The sequence below is a fragment of the Dyella ginsengisoli LA-4 genome (assembly GCF_000334915.1).
In the GTDB taxonomy this organism is placed as follows: Bacteria; Pseudomonadota; Gammaproteobacteria; order Xanthomonadales; family Rhodanobacteraceae; genus Dyella_A; species Dyella_A ginsengisoli_A.
This window is the reverse complement of the sequence record NZ_AMSF01000060.1, coordinates 25394-45701: the sequence shown is the minus strand read 5'-3', so window position 1 is coordinate 45701 and position 20308 is coordinate 25394. Positions and strand designations below refer to the sequence as shown.

13 protein-coding genes are annotated in these 20308 nt (G+C 72.0%); 7 read left to right on the top strand and 6 right to left on the bottom strand.

The genetic code is table 11. The features are described from left to right. On the top strand, positions 1–1532 hold a 1532-nt coding region (locus tag C693_RS0114830; protein ID WP_017463059.1), incomplete at its 5' end, for a sensor histidine kinase. Here the strand turns inward: C693_RS0114830 and C693_RS24275 are convergent. Both C693_RS24275 and C693_RS22705 read right to left on the bottom strand, forming a co-directional pair. Continuing rightward, positions 1527–2792, bottom strand: coding sequence for an energy transducer TonB (locus C693_RS24275; protein WP_017463058.1), 1266 nt, complete (start codon positions 2790–2792; stop codon positions 1527–1529). The genes C693_RS0114830 and C693_RS24275 overlap by 6 nt on opposite strands. 97 nt (positions 2793–2889) lie before the next feature. Beyond that, positions 2890–4029 (bottom strand): pilin, encoded by a 1140-nt coding sequence (locus C693_RS22705; protein ID WP_017463057.1) that lies wholly within the window; start codon positions 4027–4029, stop codon positions 2890–2892. Between the two features lie 283 nt (positions 4030–4312). Here C693_RS22705 and trpE point away from each other — a divergent pair, with 283 nt between their 5' ends. The 6 genes from trpE to recD all read left to right on the top strand — a co-directional run bounded on the left by trpE (position 4313) and on the right by recD (position 15821). Next, positions 4313–5788 carry an anthranilate synthase component I gene (trpE, locus tag C693_RS0114815; protein ID WP_017463056.1) on the top strand — a complete coding sequence of 492 codons (1476 nt, stop codon included), beginning with the start codon at positions 4313–4315 and terminating at the stop codon, positions 5786–5788. 5 nt (positions 5789–5793) lie between these two features. Continuing rightward, complete coding sequence (locus C693_RS0114810) at positions 5794–6480, top strand: hypothetical protein (RefSeq protein ID WP_043598808.1); 687 nt, start codon at positions 5794–5796, stop codon at positions 6478–6480. Positions 6481–6545: 65 nt separating this feature from the next. After that, on the top strand, positions 6546–6917 hold the full coding sequence (locus C693_RS0114805) for a hypothetical protein (protein WP_017463054.1): 372 nt from the start codon (positions 6546–6548) through the stop codon (positions 6915–6917). Between the two features lie 77 nt (positions 6918–6994). Beyond that, complete coding sequence (recC, locus tag C693_RS0114800; RefSeq protein WP_017463053.1) at positions 6995–10468, top strand: exodeoxyribonuclease V subunit gamma; 3474 nt, start codon at positions 6995–6997, stop codon at positions 10466–10468. After that, complete coding sequence (locus tag C693_RS0114795; RefSeq protein ID WP_017463052.1) at positions 10465–14031, top strand: UvrD-helicase domain-containing protein; 3567 nt, start codon at positions 10465–10467, stop codon at positions 14029–14031. The genes recC and C693_RS0114795 overlap by 4 nt, the downstream gene beginning before the upstream one ends. Continuing rightward, positions 14028–15821 (top strand): exodeoxyribonuclease V subunit alpha, encoded by a 1794-nt coding sequence (gene recD, locus C693_RS0114790; protein ID WP_017463051.1) that lies wholly within the window; start codon positions 14028–14030, stop codon positions 15819–15821. The genes C693_RS0114795 and recD overlap by 4 nt, the downstream gene beginning before the upstream one ends. Positions 15822–15828: 7 nt before the next feature. Here recD and C693_RS0114785 read toward each other — a convergent pair whose 3' ends face one another. The 4 genes from C693_RS0114785 to C693_RS24270 all read right to left on the bottom strand — a co-directional run bounded on the left by C693_RS0114785 (position 15829) and on the right by C693_RS24270 (position 20204). Next, on the bottom strand, positions 15829–16650 hold the full coding sequence (locus C693_RS0114785) for an N-acetylmuramoyl-L-alanine amidase (protein ID WP_017463050.1): 822 nt from the start codon (positions 16648–16650) through the stop codon (positions 15829–15831). A gap of 47 nt (positions 16651–16697) precedes the next feature. After that, complete coding sequence (locus C693_RS0114780; protein ID WP_017463049.1) at positions 16698–17750, bottom strand: serine hydrolase domain-containing protein; 1053 nt, start codon at positions 17748–17750, stop codon at positions 16698–16700. A gap of 169 nt (positions 17751–17919) precedes the next feature. Continuing rightward, positions 17920–18618 carry a M15 family metallopeptidase gene (locus C693_RS0114775; protein WP_430536809.1) on the bottom strand — a complete coding sequence of 233 codons (699 nt, stop codon included), beginning with the start codon at positions 18616–18618 and terminating at the stop codon, positions 17920–17922. Between the two features lie 17 nt (positions 18619–18635). Further along, the gene (locus C693_RS24270) at positions 18636–20204 is read right to left on the bottom strand and encodes a serine hydrolase domain-containing protein (RefSeq protein WP_430536808.1); all 1569 of its coding nucleotides are present in this window, start codon (positions 20202–20204) and stop codon (positions 18636–18638) included. Positions 20205–20308: the final 104 nt, after the last annotated feature.

Here is a 20308-nt window from a genome sequence, read left to right as displayed (position 1 = left end):
CCCCGCCGGTGGCGGGACTGCCGGATTCGCTCGGCGCGCAGTGGCAGGAGGACGGCAGCGGCTACCGCATCGAGCTGCGCCTGTCCGCTGCCGCCGGCATCACCGGGCTTGGCGTAGGTGTGTTCGATCCTTCCGATGGCGGCGATCCGATGGCGGTCGAGCAGCGCCCGTTGCTGGCCTATTCGGATGCGCTGTCGGCCGAGCTCGCACGACTCGCGCCAGACGATGTCTACGCCCGCGTGCTCTCGCCCCAGGGCTGGTTGATGGCACGCAGCGGGCGACTGCGACCGGAGGGCGGCGGCAAGCAGCCCGGTTGGTTCGCCGCCCTGATCTACCGCTCGCTGCTGGCCGACCGGGTACAGGCGGCCGAGCCGTGGATGCAGGATACGCCGCGGCTGGAGTCGCCCGAGGTCGCCCAGGCGCAACGCGGGCAAACGGCGGCGGTCTGGCGCGAGGGCGAGACGCGCGCTTCGGTGGTGCTCGACGCGGCCGTGCCGATCGAGCGCGGCGGCAAGGTGCACGGGGTGCTCTTGCTGGAACAGACCAGCCGGGCCGTGCCGTTGCTGGCGAACCGGGCATTGTTCGGCCTGCTGCTGACCAGCTTTGCCGTGTTGCTCGTGGCCGGCGGCATCCTGCTCGCGTTCGCTACCCGGCTCAGCCTGCGCCTGGGCAAGCTGCGCGATGCGGCCGAGCGGGCACAGGCGGCCGACGGCCGTCTGGACGGACTGTTCCAGCGCGGTCGCTTTCCGATGAGCGATGCCCCGGACGAGGTCGGCGACCTCGCACGCAGCTTCGAAAAGCTGTTCGAGGCGGTGGGTGGCTACACCGACTACCTGCGGACGCTGGCATCCAAGCTCTCGCACGAACTGAACACGCCGATCGCGATCGTCAAATCCTCGCTGGACAACCTGGAGCATGCGCTCGAGGCCGAGGGGGGCGTGCCCGCGGATGCTGCTTCCTATCTGGCTCGCGCCCGCGACGGTACCGCCCGGCTCGGCATGCTGGTGCGGGCGATGAGCGAGGCCAGCCGGATGGAGCGCGCGATCGCCGCCGCCGAGCCGGAGGACGTGGACCTGCGCGAGGTGGTGCGCGGCTGCGCCGAGTCGTACCGGGCACTCGCCGGCACGCGCCGCTTCGAATGCGTGCTGCCGCCGGCGCCGCTGCCGTTCCACGGCGCGCCCGAGCTGGTCGCGCAGGCGCTGGACAAGCTGTTCGACAACGCGCTCTCGTTCACCCCGGCGGACGGCTGGCTGCGGCTGGAGCTGCGTCCGCTCGAACGCGGCGCGGAGATCACCCTCGCCAACCAGGGGCCGCCGCTACCGGAGGCCATGCAGGGACGGCTGTTCGATTCGCTGGTCAGCCTGCGCGACAAGGCCACGCCGGGCGACGCGCCGCATCTGGGCCTGGGCCTCTACGTGGTGCGGCTGGTAGCCGAACGACACGGCGGGCAGGCGCTGGCCCGCAACATCGACGACGGGCAGGGCGTCGCCTTCACCCTGCAACTGCACGGGATGCCGCGCGCGCGGCTATAGCGCGGGCTTGTCCAGGTGGAAGCGCACCGGCACGCGGGTGCTCGCCGTGGTGGCATGACCGTCCGGTCCCAGTGCGCGAAAGCGCCACTGCCGGGCCGCGTCCAGTGCGGCGGCATCCAGTTCCGCGAAGCCGCTGGATTGCGCGACCCGGATGTCCAGCGGGCTGCCGTCCGAACCGATCGTGAAAGCCAGCAGCACCGTACCCTCGTGGCGTTGGCGCACGGCTTCGGCCGGGTACTTCGGCGCGGTACGGCTGACGATCTCCACCCTCGCCGCGCCGGGCGCACCGCCGTAGGTGAGCGCCCAGCCGCCGTCGCTCGGCTGCAGGCGCACGCGGAAGTGCTCCGCCGGATTGCACGAGGTGCCGGGGCTCTCGCAGCGCTGCACCGTGTAATCGATCTGACCCTGCGCATCGAGAGAGAAATCGAGCCGGGTATGGCGAGGGTCGACCGGCGGGTCCAGCGGCGTGCCGACGAAGACGCCGTCGTGGAACACATACAGCTGCACCGCGTCCGGACGGCAGCGGTCATCGCGCCCGACCACCGCCTCGGCCACATAGTTGTCTCCCTGGCGCTGGGCGCGACCGGTGAGCGAGCGCTCGCCTCCGGCCAGCAGGAAGCGGTCCTCGTCGCCAGTTGCCGCGGCGCCGGCCGCGTCCGGGCAATGCGTGGCCGGTGCGGCGGCCGCCATCGGCTGCAGCGGGCGTGGCACGTAGTGCACCGGAGGCGTGGCGGGCGGGGCAGGCGTGCGCAGGTGCAGCCAGATGCCGGCCAGCGCAACCACCACCGCCGCAGCCGCCAGCCAGCGTCCATGGCGACGCAGCAACCCCTTCGGCGGTTGCGGCCGCGCCGGCAGCGGTGGTGGTTCGCCAGCGGTCGGCAGCGGTGGGGGCATGATGGGCGGGGGCAGATCCTGCCAGCTGTCGTCACCGTCATGGCACCAGCGGTCGGCCGGTTTGCCGAAACGGCCCAGCACGCTGTCGGGCAGCGGTCCCAGCACGCGCTCGCCACGCAGCAGCCAGATCAGCGGCTGTCCGCCGGGCAGGGTCTCGGCCTGCGCGCCCAGCTCGCCGAGCTGCCCGCGCTGGCGCGTCGCGGTATCGGCATCGAGGCCCTGGCGAATGATCAGCGGCGCCCGCTGCCACACCTTCTGCTCGAACGCCTCGGGAGTCATGCCGAATGCCGCGGCCAGCCGGGCCCGGGCGGCCGCGGGGTCCGGATCGGTGAATTCGCCGGTGAGGATCAGGCAGTACGTGTCCATGCGCCACGCATTCCTCGGAGGTCTGTCCGCAAGCTTACCCAAGACCGCGGGTGGACCGCGCCGGCCTGCGACCCGACGCGGCACCGCTGCCGTCGCCTCAGGGGCGACAGCGGACCGGCAGGTACTGCGGCCGGATCGTGGTCTCGGGGCTGTTGCAGCTCCATTGCAGTTGTCCCTGGCCATCGCGATGCGGTTCCAGCACCAGAACCCTGCCGCGCAGCGTCGCAGTCGCCTGCGGCGAGTCGAAGTGGATCACCAGCTTGCCCGCGTCCACGTCGACGGCGGACACGTAGCGGCCCGTCAGCGAGTCCGCCGCGCCGATACCCGCGTCGGCGTTGTCCTTCGGCAGGTCGCCATGCTGGGCGTAGTACCCGGCCACGGCCGACTCGGCGCTGCGAGCGACCGAGAACGCTTCCGATACCTGTGCCCGCACCAGGTAACCCTGGTAGGACGGAATGGCGATCGCGGCGAGAATGGCCAGCCCGAAGGGAAACGCCCACAGCAGATAGAACACGCCCTTCGGCGGTGGCGGGGTGGTGCGGCCGGTCTCCTTCCAGCGGGCCAGCCAGCGCAGCTGGCCCTGCAGGTAGTACACGTTGAAGAAGAACAGGGTGATCCCGCCGATCCTCACCGCGGGGTTCCCGCGGCTGAAGTGCCGCTCCAGCGAGCCGGCCATCGAGAAGTAGGCGGCGATGAACAACACGAAATACGCCAGCATGAGCAGCGACCCGAGCATCGCGGTGCCGCCCGCCGATTCCCCACGCGGGACCGCGCCGGCGATGACCATGACGTAGCCGAGAACAAAACTGCCGAAAGCCAGCCCGAGCATCAGCGTGGCGCGGCTGCGCGGGTCGACCTTGCGCACCCAGCTGGACTGGATGAATGGCCAGACCAGGCCGAACAGGCCAAAGGTCACCATCACCAGCAGCAGCAGTACGCCCCAGTGCATCGAGGGTGGTGCGGGCAGGTCCGCGCGCCGCTGGCCGGACGCATCGGACGGGTCGCCGCTGAAGAAGTCTCCGGGCGGTGCGGCCGGAGCGCTGAACGGCGGCGGCGCGGCCGGCGTCAGGTCGGGGAACACCTGCGCCAGCGGCTGCCAGGTGGCCATGCCCTCACGCCAGGCCAGCGTCTCCAGGTCGAACCGGCCCTCGCCGATCCACTGGCGGACGTTCGCCTCGCTATAGGGTCCGAACTTCTGGCCGTTCCGGCCGATCCAGTATCTGGCCTCGCTACCCACTGCAGCACTCCTTTCCATGGTGATCGACAGGCCCGCTCCACCGGTTCGGCGGTCGGGTATGCGAAGTTCTCCGGGATGTCCGTCTTCGGGCACATGCGCGCCGCCGCGGCGACACCCGACAGGTGCCGCCTGGACCAAGGGCGATGGATCGATGACCCCCCTGAGTTCCCCCTCACGCAGCCTAGGAGCCCCGCCCTGCCGCCGCAACACCGGCGCGCCGTGCCCCGGGCCCGACGGGCTGGTATCTTGGCGCGGCTGTCTTTCCTGTCTGGATCGCTCCCCCGTGATTTCCCGCGACGAATTCGACGCGCTGGTGGCCCAGGGCCACACGCGCATCCCCCTGGTGCGCGAGGTGTTCTCCGACCTCGACACGCCGCTGTCGGTGTACCTGAAGCTGGCCGACGGCCCGTACACCTTCCTGTTCGAGTCGGTCGAGGGCGGGGCGACCTGGGGTCGCTATTCGATCATCGGCCTGCCGGCGCGCCGCGTGTATCGCCTGCGCGGGCACGAGCTGGAGGTGGAGGATGCCGGCGAAGTCACCGAGCGCCGCCACCTCGACGATCCACTGGCCGAGATCGAGAAGCTGCGCCAGCAGTACGACGTGCCGCGGCTGCCGCAGCTGCCGGCTTTCAGCGGAGGCCTGGTCGGCTACTTCGGCTTCGAGACGATCGGCTACATCGAGCCGCGGCTGGCGAAGTGGGACCGCCCCGACGAGCTGGGCACGCCCGACGTGCTGCTGATGCTGGCCGAGGAAGTCGCGGTGTTCGACAACCTCAAGGGCCGGCTGTACCTGATCGTGCACGCCGACCCGTCGCAGCCGCACGCCTACGCACAGGCGCAGCGCCGGCTCGATGCGCTGGTCTACCGGCTGCGCCAGGGCGGTGCCTCCTATCCGCAGCTCACCCAGTCGGTGGCGCTGGACGAGAGCGACTTCAAATCCTCCTTCACCAAGGCCGAGTTCGAGGCGATGGTGGAAAAGGCGAAGGAATACATCCGCGCCGGCGACATCTTCCAGGTGGTGCCGTCGCAGCGCCTCAGCGTGGGCTTCAACGCGCGGCCGGTGGACGTCTACCGCGCGCTGCGCGCATTGAACCCGTCGCCGTACATGTATTTCGTCGACCTCGGCACCACGCAGATCGTCGGCTCCTCGCCGGAGATCCTGGCGCGGCTGAAGGACGGCAAGGTGGTCGTGCGCCCGATCGCCGGCACGCGCAAGCGTGGCGCCAGCGAGGCCGAGGATGTCGCGCTCGAGGCCGAGCTGCTGGCCGATCCGAAGGAACGTGCCGAGCACGTGATGCTGATCGACCTGGGTCGCAACGACGTCGGCCGCATCACCGATACCGGCAGCGTGGCGGTCACCGAGTCCTTCGTGGTCGAGCGCTATTCGCACGTCATGCACATCGTCAGCCAGGTCGAGGGCGAGCTGCGCGACGGGCTGTCCTACATGGACGTGCTCAAGGCCACCTTCCCGGCCGGCACGGTCAGCGGCGCACCGAAGATCCGTGCGCTGGAGATCATCCAGGAGCTGGAGCCGGTCAAGCGCAACATCTACGCCGGCGCGATCGGCTGGATCGGCTGGTGGGGCGACGCCGACACCGCCATCGCGATCCGCACCGCGGTGATCCAGGACGGCCGCCTGCACGTGCAGGCCGGCGCCGGCATCGTCTACGACTCCGACCCGGCGTCGGAGTGGGAGGAGACGATGAACAAGGGCCGCGCGCTGTTCCGCGCGGTGGCCCAGGCGGCGAAGGGGCTGTGAGTCGCATGGTCCGTCACGGAGGCGCCGGCGTGCTGCTGGCTGGCGTGCTGGCTGCGGGCGTGCACGCCGACGGGGTGCCGCGGGCACCGGCCTGGCCCGACACCGCGCTGGCGCGCACCGAGGCGCTGGCCCTGCTGCAGACCCTCAATGCGGACCTGCTCAGCCACGACAGCGCCACGCTGACGCTGGAACGCTGGTGCGCGGCGCACGGCATGGCCTCGCCCGCCCGGGTCACCGCCGAGCACGTGCACGGCCCGGCCCGACCCTTGCCGGACGATCTGCGCGCGCAGCTCGGCATCGCCGCCGACGAGCCGGTGGCCTACCGCCGGGTCGCGCTGCGCTGCGGCGGGCGCACATTGTCCGAAGCGGAGAACTGGTACGTGCCGTCGCGCCTGACCGCTGCCATGAACCACACCCTGGAAACCACCGACACGCCCTTCGGCAAGGTCGTCCGACCGCTGCATTTCCGCCGCCGCACGTTGTCCGCCGAGCTGCTCTGGTCGCCGCTGCCATCCGGCTGGGAGCAGGCCGCCGAACTGCCGGCCGATCATGCCGGCCTGCTGCCGATACCGCCGCGCCTGCTGCAGCACCGTGCGCTGTTGTTCGATGGGGAAGGGCATCCCTTCAGCGCGCTGATCGAGACCTATACCGACCAGGTGCTGGCGTTCGAGCCCCCCTCCGCGCACCCGTGAAAGCGGGTTAACATGCTGATCGGCGCTGCCCAGGCGTCGAACCGCAAGGCCCGTCCGAGACCGCCATGTACGATCACGAACTCGCCCGTCTGCCCTATCGTCGCCCACCGATGAACCGCGGGATCGATCCGCAGCGGTTGAACTGGCTGTGGCGCCTGATCTGCGAACTGGGCGAGGTGCAGCCGGACGAAGTGGTCGAAGCCCTGCACGCGGCGGTGGTGCCGGTCGATGCGCATCGCGCGCGCAGCTGGACGGTCGGCGATCGGGACCCGGGCTTCTTTCCGATCACCCTGGCCGAACTCGAGCGCAACATGCGTGCGCTGATCGCCCTGCGCCAGGCCCGCGAACACACCGAGCGTGGCCTGCGGCGCGCCGTGGCCGACTCGGCCGCCCTTGACGGCGACCCGCCCGCCCGGGATCTGCCGCTGGAGTGGTGAATCCCGCCACCGTCGCAGCCACTGCGATGCCCCGGTGATGTGATGGCGGCCTCCTGCCGCCGGCTATCATCCCGACGATGCGACCTGCCCCCACGGACGAATTCCACCGCGGCCTGGTGATCTACCGGGCCAGCCGGCTCGAGGCCCTGCTCGACCCGCTGCTGCAGCTGCTCGACAGCGCGCCGCCGGCCCACGTGCTGGCGCCGCAGACGGTGATCGCCGCGCACCCGGGCATGCGGCACTGGCTGGCTGGCGCGCTGGCGCGCCGGCGCGGCCCCGGCGGCATCGTCGCCAACCTGCGCATCTCGCTGCCCAGCAGCTGGCTCGACGAGCTGGCGCTCAGCGTGCTCGGCAGCGGCGCGGTGGCGCTCACGCCGTACCGGCGCGACCGCCTGCGCTGGCGCATCCACGAACACCTGCCGGCGATCGACGACACCCGCGTGCAGGGCTACCTCGCCGGCGGCGACGCGGCGCGCCGCCGCTACCAGCTGGCCGACCGGCTGGCGCGGCTGTACACGCAGTACCTGGTGTACCGGCCGGACTGGCTCGACGGCTGGGAGCACGGCCGCGACGACGTGCCGGAACCCACCTTCATGGCGCCGCTGTGGCGCCAGCTGCGCGCGGAGATCGGCCTGCCGCACCGCGGCGAGCGCGTGCAGGCGCTGGTGCGCGAGCTGGCGCGCGATCCCGCCCGCCACGCCAGCGACGAGCCGCTGCACCTGTTCGGCATCAGCCATCTCGCCCCGGCCGAGCTGGCCCTGCTGGGCGCGGTGAGCCAGCTGCGTCCGGTGGTGCTGTACGTGCCCGATCCCTGCCGCGAGTTCTGGGCCGGCCTGCGCGGCGAGCGCGAGCAGCTGCGCGAGCTGGCCCGCGCCACCGATTTCAGCGCGGCGTCCGAGCAGCATTTCCTGCAGATGGGGCATCCGCTGCTTGCCGCCTGGGGGCGCATGGGCCAGCACTTCATGCTGAACCTGCAGCGCTTCGACGACGCCGTGGCGATGGACATACGCCACTGGCAGGACGAGGCGCCGCCGCCGGAGCCTTTGCCGGGCCTGCTGCAGCGACTGCAGGAAAGCCTGCGCCAGCTCGATCCGGCGCTGATCGATCCGCTGCGCGGCGGCACCAAGGCGACGCTGGCCGACCGCTCGCTGCGCGTGCACCTGTGCCACACCCGCCTGCGCGAGCTGGAGGTGCTGCGCGACGCGCTGCTCGCCGAGCTGGCCGCACGGCCGGACCTGAAACCCTCGGACATCGTGGTGATGGCGCCGGACATCGCCGCCTACGTGCCGCTGCTGCCGGCGGTGTTCGGCGAGGCCGGCCGTCACCAGGGGCCGCTGCCGTATCACCTGGCCGACGTGGCGGTGGCGCGCACGCACCCGCTGCTCGACGCCTTCAGCCGCCTGCTGGCGATGCCCGAATCGCGGCTCACCGCGCCGGAACTGCTCGACCTGATGCAGGTGCCGGAAGTGGCCCGCGCGCTGGGTTTGGGCGAGGGCGACCTCGACACGCTGGCCGGATGGCTGCGCCAGGCGCGCGTGGCCTGGGCGCTGGACGGCGCGTTCCGCGAAGGCTTCGGCGTGCCCGGCATCGACGAACACACCTTCGCCTGGGGCATGGACCGCCTGCTCGCCGGCTACGTGCTGGGCGACGCCGACACCGGCGACACCGGCTGGGCGTTGCCGGACGGCGAGCTCTGGCCGGCCGAAGGCGTGCACGGTCCGCAGGCGGCGATCCTCGGCGCGCTGGACCGCCTGCTGCTGGCGCTGGCCGAGCTGCATCGCGACGCGTCCGAGCCGCGCACCGCCTCGGCCTGGGCCACGCGGCTGGAGCGCCTGCTCGACACGCTGTTCCGCATTGATCCGCGCGACCGCGACGCGGTGGAAGCACTGTCGCTGCTGCGCCGCTTCCTGCAGGCGACCAAGCTGGAGACCGCCGACTGCGGGCTCGACCCGCTGCTGGAATTTTCCGTGGTGCGCGAGGTGCTGCGCGAGCGGCTCGCCGCCGCGCCGGAGCGCCAGCGCTTCCTGCTCGGCGGCGTCACCTTCTGCGGCATGGTCCCGCAGCGCGCGATCCCGTTCCGGGTGGTCGCCGTGCTCGGTCTCAACGACGGCGAGTTCCCGCGCAGCCCGGGCGACGCCGGGCTCGACCTGATGCAGCGCCATCGCCGTCTTGGCGACCGCGACGTGCGCAGCGACGACCGCTACCTGTTCCTGGAGACGGTGATGGCCGCGCGCGAGGTGCTGCATCTCTCCTACCTCGGCGAGGGCGTGCGCGACGGCAAGCCGCGCAACCCGGCCGCGCCGCTGGCCGAGCTGCTGCAGTGCCTGGACGACCGGGCCAACCTGCGCGACGTCGCGGCCGACGAGGACGACCGTCCGCCTGCGTCGGGCCGGCCGCGCACGATCCATCGGCCGTGGCGGATCAAGCACCCGCTGCAGCCGTTCGACCGTCGCTACTTCGATGGCAGCGACCCGCGCCTGTTCACCTTCGACGGCGGCAGCGCCGGCATGGTGCGTGGCGCGCCGGTCAGGCCATTCCTCGAGCCGGCCGAAGTGGCCCCTTCAGCGGCCGGCGACGACGCTGGCGTGATCGCGCTGCGCGAGGTGCAGGCCTATTTCCGCGATCCCGCGCGGCAGTTGCTGGCGCAGCGGCTGCATATCCGCCTCGACGCGCTGGAGGACGACCGCCTGCAGGCCGACGAGCCGCTGCAGCCGGGCTTCAGTGCGGTGGACCAGGTCGGGCGACGGCTGTTTTTCGAGGCGCTGGGCGAAGGCCGCTTCGATCTGCCGGAACAGGCCCCGGCCTGGCTGCGGCTGAGCGGCCTGCTGCCGGGCGGCCGGCTTGGCCTGGCCGCCTGGATGGCCGAGCGCGACGCGGTGAACGCGCTGCTCAAGGTTGCCGAAGCGCATCCCTTGTTCGCCGGTACGCTGCCGCAGCGCCAGCCGCGCGCGCTGGCTCTCTCGGTGGGCGAACACACGGTAGAAGGTTCGCTGGAGCGCGTGTTCGACACCGACGGGGCGTTATGGTTGTTCGAGGCCTGGCCTGGCAAGAAGGCTGAGTCGCTGACGTTCGCCCAGCGCGTGCCGCTGTTCCTCGACTGGACGCTGCTGCGCCTCGCCGCCGACGCCGCCACGCCGGTGCGGGTGGCGGTGTTCACCGCGGACGAAAAGACCGATGTGGGTGCCCCGTTCAATGCCTGGGACGAGGCGATGCTCGCCGCGGCGCCGGAGACGGCGCGCGCGATGCGCGAGGCGCTCGCCGCGCGCGTCGCCGCGCTGTTGACCATCTGGCGGCGGGCGCAGCAGCAGCCGCTGCCGTACTTCCCGCGCACCAGCTGGGCCGCGCTGGACGAGAAGGCCGACGCCGCGCGCCAGGCCTGGGAGGGCGGCTTCAATACCGGCGAGCGCGACTACGCGCCCGGCTACGCGCGCCTGCTCGCCGGTGAGACGAGCTTCGCCGACGGCCAGCCGCCGCACGCGGAATTGCTGGCGCTGGCGCTGCGCCTGGCGCGCCTGATCGACCCCGCCACGCTGGGCGAGGTGAACGCATGACCGGCACCGCCGAACACGCCGCCGCGCTGGACTGGTCCCAGCTGCAGCTGGCCGGCGATGGTCGCACCCTGATCGAGGCCAGCGCCGGCACGGGCAAGACCTGGACCATCGCCGTGCTCTACCTGCGCCTGCTGCTGGAGCAGGGCCTCAGTCCACGCGCGGTGGTGGTCACCACCTTCACCGACGCCGCCGCGCAGGAGCTGCGCGAACGCCTGCGCGCCAAGCTGGTGTGGGGCGAGATGGCCGCGGCGGACTGGCAAGCCGGCATCGCCGCAGCGAACGTCGGCGCCGACCTCGCCTGGCTGCAGGCGCGCTGGCAGGACGATCCCGCCCGGGCCGAACGCGACCGCCTGCGCCTGCGCCTCGCCCAGGCCGAGCTGGACCTGGCCCCGGTCGGCACCCTCCACGGCCTGTGCCGGCGCATCCTCGGCGACTTCCCCTTCGAGAGCGGCGCCGGCTTCCAGCTGGGCGAGATGGTGTCGTCCGAGGCGCTGCTGGACGAATGGTCGGCCGACCTGTGGCGGCGGCTGCAGCAGGGCGAGGTCGCGGTGCCGGAGGCGCCCGCGTCGCTGGCCGCGCTGCGCCGTCAGCTCAAGGCCTACCTGCAGCCCGGCGTGGCGTTGTGGGCGCCAGACGCCGCGTGCCTGGAGGCCGAACTGCCGCCCGCGCGCGCCGATGCACTCGAAGCGTTCGCTGCCGACAAGGCGAACTTCCTGCCGCGCAAGACCGCCCTGAAGAACGCGCTGCTGGTGCTGGCGCAGTGGCTGCGCGAACGCGGCGAGCCGCCCAAGGCCTCGGTGATCGGCAACCTGCTCGCCGCCGAAGCCGATGCCACGGAGCAACTCGCCGTCGAGGCGCTGGGCGCATCCGAGACACAGGCACTGCTCGCCTTCGCCACCCGCGCCGGCCGTCTGTTCGAGTACGCCGCCAAGGCCGACGAGGTGCGCGCCTGGCAGGGCTGGCTGGCGCAGGTGCAGGCCTGGCGCGAGGAGCGCCTCGCCGCGCGCGGCCAGCTCAGCTTTGACGAGTTGATCGCCCGCGTTGGCAGCGCGCTGAAGCGCGAGGACCGCGCGCTGGCCGACCGGCTGTTCGCGGCCTGGCCGGTGGCGCTGGTGGACGAGTTCCAGGATACCGACGGCCAGCAGTACGACATCCTGCGCGCGATCTACAGCGACGCGGCCGGCGTGCCGCGCGGGCACATGGTGATGATCGGCGACCCCAAGCAGGCGATCTACCGCTTCCGCGGCGGCGACATCCACACCTACCTGCGCGCCGCCGACGGCGCCGACCAGGTGCTGCGGCTGGACACCAACCACCGCTCCTCGCGCCCGCTGGTCGCGGCGCTGAACCAGTTCTACCAGGCCGCCGGCGAGGTGCTGAGCGCGGATCCGGAAGGCCGCATCCGCGTCGAGCCGGTCAAGGCCAGCGGTCGCCGCGACGACGCGCCGTACACGATCGACGGTGTGCCGCTGGCGCAGCCGCTGCAGCTCCACTGGCAGCCGAACTATCCCGCGTCGGTGCCCGCACGCGCGCGCGAAGCGCTGGACGCCTGCGCGCGGCAGATCGCCGAGCTGCTGGCCTCCGGCCGCCATCGCATCGACGATCGCGCCGTGCAGCCGGGCGACATCGCCGTGCTGCTGCCCGGCAACCAGGACATCACCGAGCTGCGCGCACGCTTGCAGCGCCTGGGCGTGCCCTGCGTCGGTGCCGGGCGCTCCAGCGTGTTCGCGCTCGACGTGGCGCGCGAGCTGCAGATCCTGCTCTACGGCATCGACCACGCCAGCGATGAGGGCGCGGTGCGCGCGGCGCTGGCGACGCGGCTGTACGGGCTCGGCTTCCACACGCTGAGGGCGCTGCGCGAGCAGCCGGAGGCGTGGCTCGACTACGAGCAGCAGTTCCAGCAGTGGCGGCTGCGCTGGCAGCGCGAGGGCGTGCTGGCGGTGGTGCGCGAGTTGATCGAGCATGCGGCGCCCGCGTTGCTCGCCGGCGATGACGGCGAACGCATGCTTACCGACCTGCGCCACCTCGGCGAGCTGCTGCAGGCGCAGGCGGATCAGCTGCACGGCAGCGAGCAGCTGCTGGCCTGGTTCGCCCGTCAGCGCGAGGGCGAGGCCGCCGGTGGCGACGCGGCGGACGAGCAACAGCTGCGCATCGAGTCCGACGCGCAGCGCGTGCGCCTGATGACTTTGCACGCCAGCAAGGGCCTGGAGTTCAACCTGGTGTTCCTGCCGCTGATGTGGGACCACACGCGCAACGCCAACGACACCTTGCCGGTGATCGACGAGCCGCTGTGCGGCCAGCGCGTGATCGGCTTCGGCAAGGCGGCCAAGGCGCAGTACGACCACGAGGGCCAGGACGAGCGCTTTCGCGTGCTCTATGTGGCGCTGACCCGCGCCGTCTATGCCTGCCACGTCTACGTGCTGCCGCCGGATCGTCCGGCGCGGGCCAATAGCGACAAGCCGGCCAGCGACCCGGAACGCGCGCCGCTGGATGTGTCGATCGAGCGCCTGCTCGCCGCGCGGGCCGCCGGACTCGATCTGGCGACGGCGGCGCCACAGCTCGGCTGGTCCGACGACGGCTGGCCGTGGCGCGGCGAACGCCTCGTGCCGGACGTGATGGAAGAGCGCGAGCGCGTGCCGCGCAAGGAACCGCCGCCGCATCCGGACGCGCGCGTCTACAGCTTCTCCAACCTGGTCCGCGGCGCCCACGAGGGCACGCTGGAAGACGCGGCCGCCAGCGACGAGGCGCCGGCCACCGATGCGGCTGCCGAGGCGCTCGACGCGGCGCTGCCCGCCGCCGAACCGGCGCCGCCGCATCCGGAGCTGCAGGCGCTGGCGGCGATCCGCGGCGCGGACATCGGCAACGCGCTGCACGCGATGTTCGAGCACCGCACCATCGGCGAGCCGATGACCCGCCAGCTCGGCCTGATCGATCGCGAGCTCGGCGACGCCGGCGTGCCGCTGGACGAGCGCGAGCGCCCGGCGTTGATCGAGCGGATCGCGCGGCGGCTGCAGGCGAACCTGGAGGCCGAGCTGCTGCCCGGCCTGCAGCTCGGCGACGTGCCGCCGCAGCGCCAGCTGGCCGAGATGGAGTTCCACTACCAGCTCGACGGCGCCACCATCGCCGCGCTGCGCGAGGCCTGCGCGCGCCACGGCGATCCGACGCTGGTGCCGTTCACCGCGGTCAACCAGCTGCGCGGGCGGATGACCGGCAAGATCGACCTGATCCTCGAACACGACGGACGCTTCCACGTGCTCGACTACAAGAGCAACTACCTCGGCGACCATCTGGACGGCTATACGCCCGACGCGCTGCGCGTGGCGATGGACGACCACCAGTACCGCTTCCAGGCGCTGCTCTACACCGTGGCGGTGGACCGCATGCTGCGCCAGCGCCTGCCCGGCTACCGCCGCGAGCAGCACCTGGGCGAGGCGATCTACCTGTTCGTGCGCGCGGTGGGGCTGGCGCCGCGCTCCGGCATCTGGCGCCACCGCTTCGACGATGCGCTGGTCGAGGCCGCCGACGCGGCGCTGGCCGGGCGCCTCGAAGGAGCCGCCGCATGAGCGCCTACCGCTTCGTGCCCTCGCCGCTGGAGCTGACGGCCGACGCGCCGTGGCGCCCGCTCGACCGCGCCCTGCTGCGCTGGACGCTCGGCCACGGCGGCTCGCCGCTGCTGGCGAAGATGGCGGCCTGGGCCAGCTACGCCGACGGCGAGGGCGACACCGCCCTGCCGCTCTCCGGCGACGGCCCGGGTCGCCACGGCATGCCGCGGCCGGACGCCGAGGCGCTGGCTGCGCTGCGCGCCGAGCCGATGGTCGGCGACGGCCGCGTGCCGACGCCGTACGTGATCGATGCTGACGATCGCTTCTACCTGTGGCGCAACCACGCGCACGAGGTGGCGGTGGCGAACGCGGTGCGCGCGCGTCGCGCGGCGGCCGAGCCCGCGACGATCGACGAAGCGCTGCTCGACACCCTGTTCCACGGCGACCGCTCGGACGCCGTGCAGCGCCAGCGCGAGGCGGTGGCGGCGGTCGCCGGCCGCCGGTTGTTCGTGCTCACCGGCGGCCCCGGCACCGGCAAGACCACCACCGTGCTGCGCATGCTGCTGGCGCTGCAGCGCCAGGCGGCCGGCGCGACGCTGGCGATCCAGGTGGCCGCGCCCACCGGCAAGGCGGCACAGCGGCTGGTGCAGTCGCTGCGGCAGGGCAAGCAGGCGCTGGCCGCACGGCTCGACGACAGCTGGAGCACCGCGCTGGCGGCGATCCCCGATGGCGAAGCCCTGACCCTGCATCGCCTGCTCGGCTACGACCCGCGCCGGAACCGCTTCACCCGCGACGCGGCGCATCCGCTGGCCGCCGACGTGGTGGTGGTGGACGAGGCGTCGATGGTCGACCTGGCGATGCTCCGCGCCCTGCTCGACGCGGTGCGGCCGCAGGCCACCCTGGTGCTGGTGGGCGATGCCGACCAGCTCACCTCGGTCGCCGCCGGCTCGGTGCTGATGGATCTGGTGACCGCGTTAGAGGCCGATCCGCGCGGCGACCTGGTGCGGCTGGAGCACAGCTTCCGCGCCGAGCGTCAGCTGGTGCCGATCAACCGGGCGGTGCGGGCCGGCGACGGGCGCGCCATGCACGCGGCGATGGAGGCCGCCGGCGACGACGCGCGCTGGCGCGAGGTGGCCGATGCCGCGGCGCTGCGCCGGGCGCTGGCCGGTTGGTGCGACGCGCTGGCGGCCCTGCCGATCCGTCCCGCGCTGGCGCCGCGCGAGGAGGACCACACCGAGGCACGGGCCGCGGTGGCCGTGCAGGCGCTGCGCGCGCTGGCGCAGCGGCAGCTGCTGTCGGCGCTGCGCGAGGACGCGTTCGGCGCGCTTGCGCTCAACGGCTGGATCGAGCAGCGCCTGAAACAGCTCTGGGGCGTGCCGCCGGACCGCCTCTGGTACGCCGGCCGCGCCGTGCTGGTGACCCGCAACGACTACGCCGCGCGCCTGTACAACGGCGACGTCGGCCTGTGCCTGGCCGAGCCGGACGGCTCGCTGCGGGTGTGGTTCGAGACGGTGGACGAGCACGGCCGCGCCAGCGCGCGCAGCTTCGCGCCCGGCACGCTGTCGCCGCACGAGGGCGGCTTCGTCATCACCGTGCACAAGAGCCAGGGCTCCGAGTACGACCTTGCCGCCGTGCTGCTGCCTCCCGATTCCGAACACCGCCTGCTGTCACGGCAGCTGCTCTACACCGGCCTGTCGCGCGCCAAGCGGCAGGTCGAGCTGTGGGGTACGGCGGAGGCCATCGCGGCCGCGCTGGATCGGCCGGTGCAGCGCGCCGGCGGGCTGGCTGCGCGGCTGCTGGCCGGCCGCTGAGTCGGGCTCAGCGCGCGGGTCCGGTCGCGGCGTCGGTGCTGATCGGCAGCGCCGGTGCGGCACAGGCATTGCCGCCGCCGTCGATCTGCTGCGCGAGGTTGTAGAGGATCCGCGCATCCTCCGCGTCCAGCGTCTCGCCCTGCATTGCGCGGAAGTGGTGGTGGAACGAGCGCACCGCGCCCGGGCGGTCATCCAGCGGGTAGCCGACCACGGCCAGCGCCATCCACGGGTCGAAGCCGGCGGGCGGGTCGCACAGCGGCCCCTTCGGCCACAGGCCGAAGCCGGCCTGGGCCAGCGTGCTCCACGGGAAGTATGGGCCCGGGTCGTCCTTGCGCGTGGGCGCCAGGTCTTCGTGGCCGATGATCTGCGTGGGCGGGATGTGCAAGCGCGTGGTGAGGTCGCCGAGCAGGCGCAGCAGGCTGTCGATCAGCGGCTGGCTGAAGGGCTCGTGGCCGTTGTTGTCCAGCTCGATGCCGATGGATGCGGAGTTGAGGTCGGTGATGGTGCCCCAGCGGCCGCCGCCGGCATGCCAGGCGCGCAGCTGGTCGCTGACCAGCTGGTAGATGCGACCGTCCCTGCCGATCAGGTAGTGCGCGCTGACCGGGCCGCCGCTGTTGCGCGTGCGCAGGGTCTCCAGCGCCTGCTGCGCCGAGTCCTCGTCGGTGAAGTGCACCACGATCAGCACCGGCCGGCGGATGTCGTGGTTGGGCGAGGGCACCCAGGTCGCCAGCGGATTGCGCGGCGGTGCGTGCGCGCAGGCGGCGAGCAGGGCGATGGCGGCCAGCAGGCCGAGGTGGCGGATCGTGCGGGGCGGGGACGGACGGGACATCGGTGCAGCGTTCCTTCGGGTGTGCATCAGGTGCGTGAAGCGCAGCGTCAGTCGACCAGCCAGGGCCGGGCGATCTTCAGCACGGTCTGGTAGGGCTCGGGGTCGTTGCGGTTGCTCAGCAGGATCACGGTGAGGTGCCGCTTCGGCCATCGCACGATCACGTTGCGGAAGCCCATGCTCTCGCCGGAGTGCCACAGCGTGTCGCCGGTGATGCGCCAGCCGAAACCGTACTGCGCTTCGTACGGCTCGCCGGTGACCTTCACGTGCGGGCTGAAAGCGAGCTGGCGCGAAGCGGCGCTGAGCAGGCGGTCGTCGTACAGCGCGGCATCCCACCTGGCGAGGTCGTCGATCGACGCGTAGATGCCGCCGTCGCCGCGGGTGGCCGAGGTGACGCTCTGGTCGGTGCGCTGCCAGTGGCCGTCGACCAGGCTGTAGCCGTAGGCGCGGTTCGGCACGGCCGGGCCGCGTTGGTGTTCGTAGAGCAGGGTGTGGTCCATGTGCAGCGGCGCGAAGATGCGCGCTTTCAGGAACGCCGGCAGGGTCATGCCCGACGCCTTCTCGATCACCAGGCCGAGCAGCACGTAGCCGGTGTTGCTGTAGCGGTAGGCCGAGCCGGGCGGGAAGTAGCCGTGGTCGGTGCGTGCGATCAGCCGCAGCACCTCGGCGTCGCTGACCTGTTCGGTCTGCGTGGCCGGGATCAGGTCCTCGTAATCGAGCAGGCCGCCGGTGTGGTCGAGCAGCTGGCGCAGGGTGATGCGGTCGGCGAACGGCGGCAGCGTCGGCAGCCAGTGGCGGACGGAGTCGTCCAGCGACAGCCTGTGGTCCTCGGCCAGCAGCAGGATCGCCGCGGCGGTGAACTGCTTGCTTACCGAGGCGAGCCGGTAGTCGGTGGTCGGCGTGGCGGGCACGTGGTGCTCGAGATCGGCGTAGCCGAAGCCGCGGCGGATCACCGGCTTGCCGTCCTTGAGGATCAGCAGCGAGGCGCCGGGGACGTCGCCGGTGTAGGGCTGCATGAGCTTTGCGACGGAGGCCGGCAGCTCGTCGGCGCGGCAGGGCGCGATGAGGGCGAGGGCGGCGAGCAGGATCAGTGCGAGGCGCATGCTTGTTTCACCTCATGTGCGTGGCGCTGCGGAAGGCGCTGGATGCCAGCTTGACCAGCCATTCGGCTGTTCGGAGCCGCTGGCATGACGGGGATCGGGGTGATCGGCAAGCCTCCCGCTCGTCGTCCCAGCGAACACTGGGACCCGGCGCCTTTGTGAACAGCATCCATCACCGGATCGGCACGTCGTACATCGTGTGCGGCGTGGGCTCGGGCTGGAAGGTGTAGTGCCACCACTCCATCGGGTAGTTCTTGAAGCCTTCGCGCGCCATGGCGTGCAGCAGGCGCTGGCGGTTGGCGCGCTGTGCGGCGGTCACTTGCTGGTTGTCGGTGTTGGCGCGCAGGCCGAACCAGTCGAAGCCGGTACCCATGTCCAGCGGTTTGCAATGGCGATCGTGCGCGTCGCACTGCTCCAGGGTCAGGTCGGTGGTGGCGCCGCGGCTGTGGCCGGAGACCGGGGCGATGTAGTCGCCGAGCAGCTGCGACTTGTCCAGGTTGGGATAGTGCGCGGCCTTGGTCTTCTGGTCGGACAGGTCGTGCGCCCAGCGCACGAAGTCGGCGACCGCGCGGGCCGGGCGATAGCAGTCCCACAGACGCAGACGCGCGTGCTCGCGGCGCAGGTCGTGTTCGACGCGCGCCAGCGCTTCGGCTACGGGTCTCAGCAGCAGGCATTTCGGCGCGAGGTAACCGTCCACCGGGCGGCCGACGAAGTTGTCGTGACCGGCGTACTTGATGTCCTCATGGATGTCCGGCACCAGGCTGCGGACGTCGACCAGGTGCGCTTCGGCAGCGGTTCTGGCGGGTGAGCGCGTGACGGGCTGGTCGGCGGGGGCTGGGATGGCAATCGCCAGCAGAACCCACGCGATCACGCGGGCATGTCGAAGGTTCACGGGCAGTCTCCGCTGCGCGTGAAGTGCAGGTCCTCGTAGTCGGAGCTGAAATCGGCGAGCGCGTCGACCTTGGCCATCGTCAGGGTCACCGGCGTGCCGGGATGCACGTCGAGCCAGGCGTCGGGGTAGACGGTGGCGTCGTCCCAGTGCACCAGCAGGCGACCGTCGAGGCGACGCATCTCGCCGGCGAGCTTGGGCGACTTCTCCACCGCGAAGCGCACGCGATCGCCGGCAGTGCACAGCGTCATCTCGCCCAGCCAGGGATCGCGGTAACGGCCGGTCCATGCCGTCGCGTCCGCGGGTACCACCGGCACGGCGTGCGAGGTGTCCGGCGCCGGGGTGCGGTGACTGTCGGCCTGGTTGGCGCGGTCCAGCGCAGCGGCGTACCAGGCGGCATCGCGCGTGTCGTGCGGCGCGGTGAAGTGCTTGAGCAGCAGTTCGCCCAGCACGGTGCGCGCGTCCTCGGCCTCGCCGTTGATCAGGAACACGAAGCCGCTGCGCTGGTCCGGCAGCAGCATCAGCTCCGAGTACATGCCCGACAGCGTGCCGGTGTGCCACACGGTCCAGTGGCCGTCGACGTCGGCCATGCGCCAGCCGTAGCCGTAGGCCATCACGTGGCTGTGGTCCCACACGCGGCGCTGCTTCGACACCGGGATCAGCATGTGCGGCGACTGCAGCACGCGGCGCTGCTCTTCTGACAGCCAGGCCAGCTGCGCCGGCGTCGGCGCCAACCAGCTCCTGGCCCAGGTGAGCATGTCGGTGAGATCGCAGCGGATACCGCCGGCCGGTGCCGAGGTGATCGCCGGGATCGTCGCGCCATCCTCGCGGATCGGCTCGTTGCGGCCGTCGACCTGGCGATGCGGCTGCGCCACGTCGCCCACCGCGTCGCGGTTCCACGTGCCGACCTGGCAGCGGCCGAGGCCGAGCGGCTGGAACACCTCGCGATGCATCAGCGTCTCGTACGGCGCACCGCCCGCCGCGGCGGCGACTTCGCCGGCCACCACGTAGAGCAGGTTGTCGTACTGGTATTTGGAGCGAAAGCTGTAGCCCGGCGCGATGTAGCGCAGGCCGTGGATGATGTCCTGCCGCGTGTAGGCGTTCGGCTCCGGCCACAGCATCAGGTCGCCGCCGCCTTCGGGCAGGCCGCTGGAGTGGGTGAGCAGATCGGCCACGCGCATGTTCTTCGTCACCCACGGATCGTGCATGGCGAAGTCGGGCAGGTACTTCGTCACCGGGTCGTCCCAGTGCAGCTTGCCCTGGTCGACCAGGCGGCCGAGCAGGGCGGTGGTCATCGCCTTGCTGTTGGAGGCGATCTTGAACAGCGTGCGGGCGTCGATCTTCTGGCCGGATCCGGCGACCGTCTCGCCGCGGGTGGCGGTGTAGACGACCTTGCCGTGGTCGATCACGCCGACGGCGATGCCGGGGAGGTGGTAGCGGGCGACCACGCTGTCGAGGATGTGGTCGTAGGTTTCCTGGCGAGAAGAGGCTGTCGCGGTGGATGTGGCCAGAGTGAGGAGCAGGGCAAGGCAAAAGCGCCCCCTCACCCCGGCCCTCTCCCCCTGCATTGCAGGGGGAGAGGGAGCACAGGCGGAGCGCGCTCTGACTCCCTCTCCCCCCGCCCCGAGGGGGGAGAGGGTTGCGGTGAGGGGGCGCTCTTGATGGAGCTTCA

What these genes read in the sequence shown, in the direction of transcription:
- C693_RS24275 (WP_017463058.1), bottom strand. Translation starts at nt 2,792, where the DNA reads ATGGACACGTACTGCCTGATCCTCACCGGCGAATTCACCGATCCGGAC.
- C693_RS0114810 (WP_043598808.1), top strand. Translation starts at nt 5,794, where the DNA reads ATGGTCCGTCACGGAGGCGCCGGCGTGCTGCTGGCTGGCGTGCTGGCT.
- C693_RS0114805 (WP_017463054.1), top strand. Translation starts at nt 6,546, where the DNA reads ATGTACGATCACGAACTCGCCCGTCTGCCCTATCGTCGCCCACCGATG.
- recC (WP_017463053.1), top strand. Translation starts at nt 6,995, where the DNA reads ATGCGACCTGCCCCCACGGACGAATTCCACCGCGGCCTGGTGATCTAC.
- C693_RS0114795 (WP_017463052.1), top strand. Translation starts at nt 10,465, where the DNA reads ATGACCGGCACCGCCGAACACGCCGCCGCGCTGGACTGGTCCCAGCTG.
- recD (WP_017463051.1), top strand. Translation starts at nt 14,028, where the DNA reads ATGAGCGCCTACCGCTTCGTGCCCTCGCCGCTGGAGCTGACGGCCGAC.
- C693_RS0114785 (WP_017463050.1), bottom strand. Translation starts at nt 16,650, where the DNA reads ATGTCCCGTCCGTCCCCGCCCCGCACGATCCGCCACCTCGGCCTGCTG.
- C693_RS0114780 (WP_017463049.1), bottom strand. Translation starts at nt 17,750, where the DNA reads ATGCGCCTCGCACTGATCCTGCTCGCCGCCCTCGCCCTCATCGCGCCC.
- C693_RS24270 (WP_430536808.1), bottom strand. Translation starts at nt 20,204, where the DNA reads ATGCAGGGGGAGAGGGCCGGGGTGAGGGGGCGCTTTTGCCTTGCCCTG.